12 protein-coding genes and 1 pseudogene are annotated in these 11,616 nt (G+C 68.8%); 12 read left to right on the top strand and 1 reads right to left on the bottom strand.

Annotation, left to right across the window (positions count from 1 at the left end):
* The 6 genes and pseudogenes from VGD44_RS07985 to VGD44_RS07960 form a co-directional block, all read left to right on the top strand.
* Window positions 1–661: pseudogene (locus tag VGD44_RS07985) on the top strand (MFS transporter); the annotation flags it as partial.
* Window positions 662–818: 157 nt separating this feature from the next.
* Entirely contained in the window at window positions 819–1,502 is a 684-nt protein-coding gene (locus VGD44_RS07980) for a PEPxxWA-CTERM sorting domain-containing protein (RefSeq protein WP_331085662.1), read from the top strand.
* 97 nt (window positions 1,503–1,599) lie between these two features.
* On the top strand, window positions 1,600–2,268 hold the full coding sequence (locus VGD44_RS07975) for a PEPxxWA-CTERM sorting domain-containing protein (RefSeq protein WP_331085660.1): 669 nt from the start codon (window positions 1,600–1,602) through the stop codon (window positions 2,266–2,268).
* A 106-nt stretch (window positions 2,269–2,374) separates the two neighbouring features.
* Window positions 2,375–5,212, top strand: coding sequence for a TonB-dependent receptor domain-containing protein (locus tag VGD44_RS07970; protein ID WP_331085658.1), 2,838 nt, complete (start codon window positions 2,375–2,377; stop codon window positions 5,210–5,212).
* A 54-nt stretch (window positions 5,213–5,266) separates the two neighbouring features.
* A complete protein-coding gene (gene purB / locus VGD44_RS07965) occupies window positions 5,267–6,592 on the top strand; it encodes an adenylosuccinate lyase (protein ID WP_331085656.1) in 1,326 nt (441 codons plus the stop codon).
* 19 nt (window positions 6,593–6,611) lie between these two features.
* The gene (locus VGD44_RS07960; protein ID WP_331085664.1) at window positions 6,612–6,947 is read left to right on the top strand and encodes an MmcQ/YjbR family DNA-binding protein; all 336 of its coding nucleotides are present in this window, start codon (window positions 6,612–6,614) and stop codon (window positions 6,945–6,947) included.
* Between the two features lie 132 nt (window positions 6,948–7,079).
* Here VGD44_RS07960 and VGD44_RS07955 read toward each other — a convergent pair whose 3' ends face one another.
* Complete coding sequence (locus VGD44_RS07955) at window positions 7,080–7,403, bottom strand: DUF1476 domain-containing protein (protein WP_331085654.1); 324 nt, start codon at window positions 7,401–7,403, stop codon at window positions 7,080–7,082.
* A 234-nt stretch (window positions 7,404–7,637) separates the two neighbouring features.
* Between VGD44_RS07955 and purC the strand changes: the two genes are divergently transcribed.
* The 6 genes from purC to VGD44_RS07925 all read left to right on the top strand — a co-directional run.
* On the top strand, window positions 7,638–8,393 hold the full coding sequence (purC, locus tag VGD44_RS07950; RefSeq protein ID WP_331085652.1) for a phosphoribosylaminoimidazolesuccinocarboxamide synthase: 756 nt from the start codon (window positions 7,638–7,640) through the stop codon (window positions 8,391–8,393).
* The gene (purS, locus tag VGD44_RS07945; protein ID WP_331085650.1) at window positions 8,393–8,632 is read left to right on the top strand and encodes a phosphoribosylformylglycinamidine synthase subunit PurS; all 240 of its coding nucleotides are present in this window, start codon (window positions 8,393–8,395) and stop codon (window positions 8,630–8,632) included. Before purC ends, purS begins: the two co-directional genes overlap by 1 nt.
* Window positions 8,629–9,003, top strand: coding sequence for a hypothetical protein (locus VGD44_RS07940; RefSeq protein ID WP_331085648.1), 375 nt, complete (start codon window positions 8,629–8,631; stop codon window positions 9,001–9,003). The genes purS and VGD44_RS07940 overlap by 4 nt, the downstream gene beginning before the upstream one ends.
* Window positions 9,000–9,485, top strand: a complete 486-nt coding sequence (locus VGD44_RS07935) for a DUF3291 domain-containing protein (protein WP_331085646.1) — start codon at window positions 9,000–9,002, stop codon at window positions 9,483–9,485. Before VGD44_RS07940 ends, VGD44_RS07935 begins: the two co-directional genes overlap by 4 nt.
* Window positions 9,476–11,323 (top strand): hypothetical protein, encoded by a 1,848-nt coding sequence (locus VGD44_RS07930; RefSeq protein WP_331085644.1) that lies wholly within the window; start codon window positions 9,476–9,478, stop codon window positions 11,321–11,323. Before VGD44_RS07935 ends, VGD44_RS07930 begins: the two co-directional genes overlap by 10 nt.
* Window positions 11,320–11,616, top strand: a 297-nt coding sequence (locus VGD44_RS07925) for a phosphoribosylformylglycinamidine synthase subunit PurQ (protein WP_331085642.1), incomplete at its 3' end; no start/stop codon positions are given. The genes VGD44_RS07930 and VGD44_RS07925, both read left to right, overlap by 4 nt.

Below are 11,616 nucleotides of genomic sequence, written 5' to 3'. Positions count from 1 at the left end.
CGTGCCCGCCTACTTCATCCGCGAGTTCGGCCTGGGCCTGGGCGTGGTGGGCCTGGCCATCGGCCTGATCGCGGGCCTGTCGAACGGGGCCGGCACGCTGCTGGGCGGCTTCCTCACCGACTTTGCCTCGAAGCGCAGCGCGCGCTGGTATGCGCTGGTGCCGGCCATCGGCCTGATCGCGGCCACGCCCATCTACATCTTCGCCTTCACGCGCGAGAGCTACCAGCTGGCCTGGGCGATCCTGCTGATCCCCGGCATCCTGCACTACACCTACCTGGGCCCCAGCTTCGGGGTGGTGCAGAACGTCATGGACGTGCGCATGCGCGCCACCGCCGTGGCGGTGCTGTTCTTCGTGCTGAACCTGATCGCGCTGGGCTTCGGCCCGCCCTTCTGCGGCTGGGCCATCGACCAGTTCGCCCGCGCCGCCTTCGCGGCCAAGGGGCTGGCGGGCGACTTCCTGTCGGCCTGCCCGGGCGGCATGGCGCCGGAGGGCGCGGCGGCCGACGTCGCGGCCGCCTGCAAGAGCGCCATGGCCGAGGGCACGCGGGCCGGCATCGTCTCGAACCTGCTGATCTACGCCTGGGCCGGCGTGCACTACTTCCTGGCGGCGATCACGCTGCCGAAGGACATGGCGCGCGCCCGGGGCGAGGTGGTGGCCTGACGAGGGGTGGAAACCCCTGGAATCCGGTCCGGCGCCGCTTGATTTCTCGTCACACGAGAAAAGATGCGGCGCGGTGCGGAACGATGCAACCTTTCCACAATGTGGCGGGTTAGTGGCGACGTAGGGGGCTAACAGTCTAGTTTGTGGGGCTTCTCGTATGCATCGTACCGGAGCGTTCGCGCTTCTCGCCGCCGCCCTGACCGCGGCGGCCATTTCGTCCCCCGCCAACGCAGCCGCCCAGGTGTCCGTGGGGCCCAGCAAGCTCTGCGGCGAAGACGGGTGCTTCGGCGGCGACAAGAAGACCTTCACCCAGGTCATCTCCGCGGCCGACCACAAGGGGACGGTCAACATTTCGTCCCTGTCGCTGTTCCGCAGCGTGATGGGCTCGATGGCGGGCCAGAACGTGAAGATCATCTTCGAGCTGGCCGACGGGACCGAGATCACCTGGGGCCGCTGGACCGTGGGTGCGATGGCGGGCGATGAGTTCGTCACCATCGGCGGCGAGACGATCAACTGGGACTCGGCGCTGGGCGACCTGAAGGTGCGGCTCGAGCTGTTCAAGCCCGAGAAGGGCCATGCGGGCAGCGGCTGGGGCTGGGGCGCGGGCGGCGTCGAGAACGCGTTCGGCGGCGGTGACGTCGGCGGCGGCGGCGGCCTGGTCGCGCCGAACCTGCCCTTCGGCGACATCGTCAACACCGGCCCGCTGGTGCGGCCGTCCCTGCCGCCGCAGCCCATCGTCGCCGTGCCCGAGCCGGGCGCCTGGGCGCTGATGATCCTGGGCTTCGGGGCGGCAGGCGCCATGCTGCGGCGGCGCAAGGCCTACCGCCCGGGGTTTGGCTAACAATCCCTAATGCCAGTCGCGCCTGCGGTGCGAACGTTTGCCGGGCTACCGCCTGTTGCATAGCGTCCCCTTGATTTCGCGATGTCGGGGGACAGGGATGCGTTCGATTCTTGCTGGAGCCGCGGCCGCCGTGCTGACGCTGGCCGCCGCGTCGGGCGCCGGCGCCGCGACCAACGTGTCGGTGGGGCCCTCGAGCCTCTGCGCCCAGGACGGCTGCTTCGGCGGCGACAAGAAGACCTTCACCCAGGTCATCTCCGCGGCCGACCACAAGGGGACGGTGAACATCTCGTCCCTGTCGCTGTTCCGCAGCGTGATGGGCTCGATGGCGGGCAACAACGTCAAGGTGATCTTCGAGCTCGCCGACGGGACCGAGGTCACCTGGGGCCGCTGGACCGTGGGCAGCATGTCCGGCGGCGAGTTCGTCACCATCGGCGGCGAGACGGTGAACTGGGACTCGGCCCTGGGCGACCTGAAGGTGCGGCTGGAGCTCTACAAGCCCGAGAAGGGCGGCCACGGCGCCGCGTGGGGCTGGGGCGCTGGCGGTTCGGATAACGCGTTCTCTGAAAACATCGGCCTGGCCGCCCCCGACCTGCCCTTCGGCGACGTCGTCAACACCGGCCCGCTGGTGCGCCCCTCCCTGCCCCCGCAACCCATCGTCGCCGTCCCCGAGCCGGGCGCCTGGGCGCTGATGATCATGGGCTTCGGCATGACCGGCGCCCTCGTCCGCCGCCGCCGGGCTGTGCTCCGCTTGCAACCGCAGCGCTAATTCTACTCCTGAGGCGGGTGTTGCAGGCTTGACACCGACTGTCGCAAATCGGTGATCCTCCCCCCACGAGCGGCCGCCTGCACGCCGGCCGCAGGGGAGAACTGAAATGAAATCCAATCTCGCGCAGGCCGCCTCGTGGGCGGTCCTGCTGGCATTGGGCGCAGGCGTCGCCGAATCGGCGGCGCAGACCGCCAGCGCCAGCGTCGAGGAAGTCGTCGTCACGGGCTCGCGCATCCGCACAAGCCCGCTGGAACGTGATCAGCCGGTCGTGGCCATCGACGAGGCGCTCGTCGCCAAGCAGGGCCTGACGTCGACCGTCGATGTCCTGCAGCGCATCCCGTCGGCCGGGGGCGGCTTGAATGCGAAGTTCAACAACTCGGGCAACTTCGGCAACCCGCCCGACGGCGGCGGCGTGGGCGCGGGCTCGGCCGAGATCGACCTGCGCTACCTGAGCTCGCGCCGGGTGCTGGTGCTGGTGGACGGCCTGCGCTGGGTGCCGGGGGCCGCGGCCTCGGGCGTGCCGGGCTCGGTGGACCTCAACACCATCCCGACGGCCATGATCAGCCGGATGGAGGTGCTGCAGGAGGGCGCGTCTCCGATCTACGGCTCGGACGCCATCGCCGGCGTGGTCAACATCATCACCAAGGACCGGCAGGAGGGCTTCCAGGCCACCGCCCAGATCGGCCAGACCGACCACGACGACGGCTTCACGCAGGACTACAACGTCACCTGGGGCGCCACCGCCGGCAACCTGTCGATCGTCGTCGGCGGCGGCTACTTCAAGCAGGACCCGGTCTTCTCCGGCGATCGCGCGATCAGCCGCTTCCCGCAACCCTACGCTACCGCCTGTGACGCCAGCTGCTCGTCCGGGACCCCGCTGGGCCGCTTCATCGTCAGCGACCCCAACACCGGCCAGGACCTGAACCTGACGCTGAAGCAGGCGCTGGCGCCCGGCGTGCGGCCCACCTACATCCCCGGCGATCCCACCGGCGCGGCGTCCAGCTTCAAGGGCTTCACCACCGCCGACCGCTTCAACTTCCAGCCGTTCAACTACATCTCGACGCCGCTGGAGCGCTACAGCATCTTCGGTTCGGTCCGCCAGGACATCACCGACAACATCACGTTCCGCGCCCGCGCGAGCTACGTCCAGCGCAAGTCGGCGAACCAGGCCGCGCCGCTGCCGCTGTTCGTCGGCCCCGACGCCGGCAACGGCAACCTGCTCGACACCGTCAGCGTCGACGCCACGAACCCCTTCAACCCCTTCGGCTTCACGCTGCAGCCCGGCACCTACGCCTTCATCGGCCGCCGCCTCGTCGAGAACGGCCCCCGCCACTACGAGCAGGAGGTCGACACCTGGAACGTGACCGCCACGCTGGCCGGGGACTTCTCGGTGGGCGACAAGAACTGGGCGTGGGACGTCAACGCCATCTACTCGCGCAACACCGCCAACCAAACCTTCACCGGCAACGTCAACGCGCAACGCGTGCAGCAGGCCCTCGGCCCCATCTCGCAGTGCACCGGCGCCTGCACCCCGCTGAACATCTTCGGCGGCGCAGGCACGATCACGCCCGCGATGCTGCAGTTCATCGCCTTCACCCAGCAGGACTCCAGCCAGCAGGAACTGACCGACTTCTCGGCCAACCTCACCGGCGACCTGTTCGACCTGCCGGCCGGCCCCCTGGCCTTCGCGGTGGGCGTCGAGCGGCGGCGGACGGAAGGCTTCTTCCAGCCTGACGCGATCGTGGCCGCCGGCCTGTCGTCCGACATCCCGGCCCAGCCCGCCAGCGGCAAGATCACGGTCAAGGAAGCCTACGGCGAACTGAAGATCCCGCTGCTGGCCGACATGCCGTTCTTCCACCGCCTGGAGGCCTCGCTCGCCGCCCGCTTCTTCGACTATTCGACGTCGGGCTCGGACGAGACCTTCAAGGCCGGGCTCGCCTGGCGGCCGATGGAGGATCTGCTGTTCCGCGGGTCGTGGGGCGAGGGCTTCCGGGCCCCGTCGATCGGCGAGCTGTTCGGCACGGCCTCGCGCTTCGACCAGGAGATCAACGACCCCTGCTCGGGCCTCACGGCGGCCACGCCGGCCAACATCCGGGCCAACTGCATCGCCCGCGGCGTCCCGGCCAACGGCAGCTACGTGCAGCTCAACCAGCAGATCTCGGTGATCACCAGCGGCAACCGCGACCTTCAGCCGGAGACCAGCGAGAGCTGGAACTTCAGCGGGGTGTGGGAACCGGCGGCGTTGCGTGACACCAACTGGTCGCGCAACGTCTCGCTGGAAGTCGCCTATACGAACCTCGAACTGGACGACGCGATCCAGGCGCAGAACGGCCAGAGCCTGGTCGATCGCTGCGCCCAGACCAACGACTCGCTGGCCTGCGGCACCATCACCCGCACGGCCTCGGGCCAGATCGCCGGCATCGCCAACCCGCTGATCAACATCGGCCGGATCAAGACCCGGGCGGTGGATGTGAACTTCGTGTGGACCTCGCCCGAGTGGGACGCCGGCACGTTCGGCTTCCGCTGGTACACCACCCGCCTGCTCGAGTTCAGCGAGTTCGTGCCCGGCGGCTCCGGCCTCGTGAAGATCGAGCGCGAAGGCACCGAGCGCGGCAGCCCCGACCAGGCCTATCCGAAGTGGAAATCCACGGGGATGCTGGACTGGGACAAGGACATGTTCGGCGCCACGGTCACCGGCCGCTACATCCACAGCGTCCAGGAGGCCGGCGCGGCCAACAAGCTGGAGTCGCGCCTCTACGTCGATGCCCAGCTGCGCTGGCGGCCCGACTTCATGGACCAGGACATCTCGTTCGCGGTCGGCGTGAACAACCTGTTCGACAAGGACCCGCCGGGCTGCATCACCTGCGGCCTGAACAACTACGACCCGAACGCCTACGACGCGCCGGGCCGGTTCTTCTACCTGCGCCTCAGCTACAAGCAGTAGCCATCGGCCAGTAGGCATTGACTAAGGGATCATGCGGCCGGATATGCCGGCCGCATGATCCCCCGTTACGCCCGCAAGGAAGCCGCCGACGTCTGGTCGCCCCAGACCCGTTTCAAGATCATGTTCGAGATCGAGGCCCACGCCGCCGACGCCATGGCGGAGCTGGGCGTGATCCCGAAGGAGGCCGCCCGGGTCATCTGGGAGAAGGGCCGCGACGCCGTCTGGGACGCCGAGCGCATCGACGAGATCGAGCGCGAGGTGAAGCATGACGTGATCGCCTTCCTCACCCACGTCACCGAGATCGTCGGGCCCGAGGCCCGCTTCCTCCACCAGGGCATGACGTCGTCCGACGTCAACGACACCACCCTCGCCGTCCAGCTCGTCCGCGCCACCGACCTGCTGCTGGAGGATGTGGATCTCGTCCTGGCCGCCCTGAAGCGCCGCGCCTACGAGCACCGCCTGACCCCCACGGTCGGCCGCAGCCACGGCATCCACGCCGAGCCCACCACCTTCGGCCTCAAGCTCGCGGGCCACTACGCCGAGTTCCAGCGCGCCAAGGAGCGCCTGGCGATGGCCAAGTTCGAGATCGCCACCTGCGCCGTCTCCGGCGCGGTCGGCACCTTCGCCAACGTGGCCCCCGCGGTGGAGGCCTATGTCGCCGAGCAGATGGGCCTGGCCGTCGAGCCGGTCTCCACCCAGGTCATCCCGCGCGACCGCCACGCCGCCTATTTCGCGGCCCTGGCCGTGGTCGCCAGCTCGATCGAGCGCCTGGCCGTCGAGATCCGCCACCTGCAGCGCACCGAGGTCCTCGAGGCCGAGGAGCCGTTCGACCCGGGCCAGAAGGGCTCGTCGGCGATGCCGCACAAGCGCAACCCGATCCTCACCGAGAACCTGACCGGCCTCGCGCGGTTGGTGCGCTCGGCCGTGGTCCCGGCCATGGAGAACGTCGCCCTCTGGCACGAGCGCGACATCAGCCACTCGTCGGTCGAGCGCGGCATCTGCCCCGACGCCACCGTCCACCTCGACTTCGCGCTCCGCCGCCTGGCCGGCGTGGTCGAGCGGCTGGTGGTCTACCCCGAGAACATGGCCAGGAACCTCGACCGCCTGGGTGGCCTGGTGCACTCGCAACGCATCCTGCTGGCGCTGACCCAGAAGGGCCTGTCGCGCGAGGCGAGCTATGCGGCCGTCCAGCGCAACGCCATGAAGGTGTGGCGCGGCGAGGGGAACTTTCTCGACTTCCTGAAGGCCGACCCCGAGGTCACCCTCTCGGACGCCGAGCTCGGCGAGCTCTTCGACCTGGGCTATCATTTCAAGAACGTCGACGTGATCTTCGCCCGCGTGTTCGGCGAGCAGGCTCACGCCAAGGCCGCGGCGGAGTAGCCGCGAAGGAAGGCAGGCCATCCCGACCGTCGACGATCTCCGCCGCCTGAGCCTAGCCCTGCCGGGCGCCCACGAGGTGACCTACAAGGGGAACCCCTGGTTCAACGTGGGCAAGAAGACGTTCGCGCTGGTCCTGGACGGCCGAGTGATCCTCAAACTGGACCGGGGCCACCAGGAACTGCTGTTCGAGATCCGGCCCGAGACCTTCCGGAAGTTCCCGGTGGCCACGGTCTACTGGAGCTGGGTCGAGATCGCCCGCCTCGACGACGCGGAGCTCGCCGACCTCGTGCTAGAGGCGTGGTCGCAAATCGTGCCCAAGAAGGTGAGCCGGCCGTATTTGGCCTCTCTCCCTTAATGGGGAGGGACAGGCCGCGAAGCGGCCAGGGTGGGGAAGTGTGGTGCGTGATCTCTGAGGACGGGGATGGTCCAGGCCTCCCCACCCTGCTCGCTACGCGAGCTGTCCCTCCCCATTGAGGGAGGGAAAGCGTCAGTTCCCGGCCTTCACGCTCTCGCGGGCCTGGGCCAGCAGTTCGGCCATCTTCATGCGGACCTCGCCCTCGGAGACGGTCACGCCCGAACCCTTCAGGTCCTCGAACACCTTGCGGAACACGTCGTCGTCGCCCGGCAGTTCGAAGTCGGATTTCACGACGGCCTTGGCGTATTCGTCGACGTGCGCGCCCTCCAGGCCCATCAGGCCCGCCGCCCACTGGCCCAGGGCGCGGTTGCGGCGCGCGTGGGCCTTGAATTCCTGCTCCTGATCGAGGGCGAACTTCTTCTCGAAGCCTTGTTCGCGTTCGTTGAAGGTCGTCATCGGGTCCCAGGGGTCAACTTCGTAGAGCGGGCGATCCCATATCGTGCGCCGAACGGGGCCGCAATGGAAAGCGGCAACCACGCCTCTCGTTTGCGCCGCAGCGTCGCACACGCTATTTTCGGCTTGCCTGAATGGGGCGAGAGGCCGAGTCGGACCCGCGCGCGACGGACGTCATCGCGCGCGTTTTTCGTTACGCCGAACCGGAAAGTCCTCGCCAGTGGAGAAGGCCCGCAAATGACCCGCCGTAAGAAGATCTACGAGGGGAAGGCCAAGATCCTCTATGAAGGCCCTGAGCCGGGCACGCTGATCCAGTACTTCAAGGACGACACCACCGCGTTCGACGCCACCAAGAAGGCGGTGCTCGAGGGCAAGGGCGTCATCAACAACCGGATCTCCGAGTACATCATGACGAAGCTGAACTCGATCGGGGTTCAGAACCACTTCATCAAGCGCCTGAACCTGCGCGAGCAGCTCATCAAGGAGGTGGAGATCATTCCCCTCGAGGTGGTTTGCCGCAACATCGCCGCCGGGTCGCTGTCCACCCGCTACGGCCTGCCCGAGGGCCAGATCCTGCCCCGCTCGATCATCGAGTTCTACCTGAAGGACGACAAGCTCCACGATCCGATGGTCTCGGAAGAGCACATCACCGCCTTCAACTGGGCCTCGACCCAGGAGATCGACGACATGATGGCGCTCACCCTGCGGGTGAACGACTTCCTGACCGGCCTGTTCGGCGGGGTCGGGATCACCCTCGTCGACTTCAAGATCGAGTTCGGCCGCGTCTGGGAGAACGACTTCGCCCGCGTGATCCTGGCCGACGAGATCAGCCCCGACAGCTGCCGCCTGTGGGATGCGATCACCAACGAGAAGCTGGACAAGGACCGCTTCCGCCGCGACCTCGGCAACGTCATCGAGAGCTACACCGAGGTTGCGCGCCGGCTCGGGATCATGAAGGAGATGCCCACCGTGATTCAGGGGGGCCTCCACTAGTGCGCGCCAAAGTCCACGTGTTCCTCAAGCCCGGCGTCCTGGACGTGCAGGGCAAGGCGGTCGAGCAGGCGCTGCACGGCCTGGGCTGGGGCGGCGTCGAGCACGTCCGGGTCGGCAAGACCATCGAGTTCGACCTGAAAGCCTCGGACACCGCCGCCGCCGAAGCCGAGGTCAAGGCGATGTGCGAGAAGCTGCTCGCGAACACCGTGATCGAAAGCTACCGGGTGGAGCTGGCGTGAGGTTGCGGGCGGCTCTCCTCGCCGCCCTTGCGCTCGCAGCCTGTTCGGAAAAGCCCGACGACGAGGCCGTGACTTACCTCGGCCTCGATTGCGCCCAGCCGTTCGAGGCGCAGGCCGCGGCCATCATCGCCCAGCCCAAGCTCGACCCCGCGCCGGTCGTCGCAGCCGAGCCCTACCGCTTCTACTCTAGCGCCGACGGCCGCACGTCCTATCTCATCACCCAACCGGCGGCGCCTGCGCATCCGGCCATCATGATGCAGAAGGCGGGCGGGGGAACCGTGGTCACGACCGGGTGCCGCTACGGCGGCCAGAAGGCCTACGACGAGTTGCACGCCTATCTGGACAGCCTCAAGCAGTGGACGCGCAAATGACCGGGTATCATCTCGCGGAGATCAACGTCGGCCGCCTCAAGGCTCCGGTCGATCATCCGATGATCGCCGACTTCAAGAATAACCTCGACCGCATCAACGCGCTCGCCGACGGCATGCCCGGGTTCGTCTGGCGCCTGGTCGGCGAGGGCAACAACGCCACCGATCTCCAGCCCAAGCCGGACGACCCGCTGTTCGCCATCAACATGTCGGTGTGGAGCGACATGGACGCGCTGGCCGGTTTCGTCTACCGCAGCGCCCATCGTGACATCATGCGCCGCCGGCGCGAATGGTTCGAGCACATGGACATCTACATGTGCCTCTGGTGGGTCCCCGTGGGGCACACGCCGACCATCGAGGAAGGCATGGCGAAGCTGGAGCTCTTCGAGCGCCTGGGCCCCACGCCCGAGGCGTTCGCGTTCAAGACCCCGTTCCCGGCGCCGGACGGCCGACCCGCCATCCCGATCCTGGACGAATGCGCCTAGCCGCCGGGCTCACCATCCTTGCGCTCGCCGCCGCGCCCTTGCCCGCCGGCGCCCAAGGTCTGCTCGAGAGCGCGGCCGACTGCATCGAGGCGACCGAACGCCCCATCTGTCTCCTGAAGGTCACTGCCGACCGCGACGGGGGCAGCGACATCTGGCGGGACCCCGACCTGCGCGAGGCGCCGCGGGTCCTCGCGGAGATCGGAGTCACCCCCGCGGGTGTCGCCGCGGCGCGAGGCGGCGACGCGGCCGGGCGGACATTCTTCGGCGCCTCGGATGAGGCGGAGACAGCGGTGGCCGAGGCATTGGCTCTGGATCGTTCGGGCCGCCCACCGGCCGAGGCGCTCCGGCCGATCCAGGAGCTGGACGCCACGCCACCGCCCGTCCCGCTCTTCTTCGCGGGACAGGGGGAAGAGCCCTCGCCACGCACCGTCGCCTGGGTGGAGATCTTCCGGGCCGAGCCCAGCGACGCCCCAAAGGCCAGCACGGCCTTCCTGCGCGCAGCCGCCCAGGCCTGGGAGCGGGAGCTGGCCGCGCCCGGCGCGCCGTCGTCGCTCAAGGCCAGCGCTCCGGCCCTCGCGCGCGCCTGGGCTCGCCTCGACGATGCCTCGGGATTCGACCGCCTTCAGGTGAGGCTTTCCCCGATCCAGCGCATCGAGGTGCTGACGGAGCTTGACCGCTTGCCAGAGGCCGTCGCCGCCGCGCTGGCGCTTCGGCGGGAAGATGTGGTCGTGGCGGCGAGAGCCGAGCTGCGTCGCGAAGGCGAACGGATCGGCCGACTGCGGCAGCAGGCCGCCGCTCAGATCGTACCGTTCCTGGAGCAGCAGGTCCGGGAAGCCCGCGGACGTGGCGACACGGCCATGGCCGAGCTCTTCGAAGAGCAGCTCCGCCACGCTCGCCGCGCGCCTGCTCCGAAGCTGGAGATCCCACGCATCCCCGAAGACGAGGTCCAGTCCCGTGCCGACGGGGAAATCGGCATGATGCAGGACCAGATCCTGCGCCAAGCGGCGCGATCCGGGGACCCGCGGGTCGCCTGGCCGCTGGCCCATGCGGTCCTTACGACGCCTGGCCTCCACGAGAACCTCTATCGCTTTGCGCCCACCCTGCGCGCATCGGACCCCGCGGTGGCGGCGGCGCATCTGGAATCCCTGGAGCGTGGACTGACCGCGCGCCACGGCTCGGAGAACCTTGAGCAGATCGCCGCCGGCTGGCGGGCGATCGGCAGGTCGGACCGCTTCCCGTCCCTGCTGGAGCGCGTGCAGCCGTGGGCCGCGGCCGACCACGCTCGCGCCCGTCCCGGCGGCTACGACGAGGTGACGGCGCGCCTCCTGCACGCGGAGGGCCGCGTCGCCGAGGCCCGCGCCTTGGCCGTCCTGCCTCCAAACGAGCGGCTCGAGATCGACATCGCTGCTGGTCGCGGCGTCGGGAACCTCGACACCTACCTCGCGGAGACCTCAAACGAGTCGGACCGGGTGACGACGCTCGTTGCCTGCGTCAGCCGCTCGGAAGCGGCGCGCCGCTACGCCGACGCCCTCACCTGTCTTCGTCGCCGCTACGAGGTCCTGGCCACGCCTTCGCAGCGCCACGCCGCGGCGCACCAGGCGATCTCCGTGGCCGGCAAGGCGGCGTCAGTTGGCGACGACGTGGCCACCGCCCGGGCGCTTCTGGAGTTTGGCCTGCGTACGGGCGTCGAAGCCAACATCGCCGATCCCGGGATGCGGGGCTGGCCGGCCGGCTTCTACGCCACCGACCTTATCGCCGTCGCCAAAGCCGAACTCCGCGCGGACGGCAGACTGCCACCTCGCCCGAAGGAACAAACAATGCTAGGGCGCGCGCCATGAAAGCCGCCGTCATCGTTTTCCCGGGTTCCAACTGCGACCGCGACTGCAAAGTCGCCATCGAACGGTCCACCGGGGCCTCGGTGGACATGGTCTGGCACGGCGACACCGCCCTGCCCGACGGCATCGACTTGATCGTGCTGCCCGGCGGCTTCTCCTACGGCGACTACCTGCGCTGCGGGGCCATGGCCTCGCTCTCGCCCATCATGTCCGAGGTCAAGGCGGCCGCCGAGCGCGGCGTGGCCACGGTGGGCATCTGCAACGGCTTCCAGGTGCTGTGCGAGATGCGCCTCCTG

The sequence above is a fragment of the Phenylobacterium sp. genome, assembly GCF_036402295.1.
Lineage (GTDB): Bacteria > Pseudomonadota > Alphaproteobacteria > Caulobacterales > Caulobacteraceae > Phenylobacterium.
This window is presented reverse-complemented; position numbering and strand designations above follow the sequence as displayed.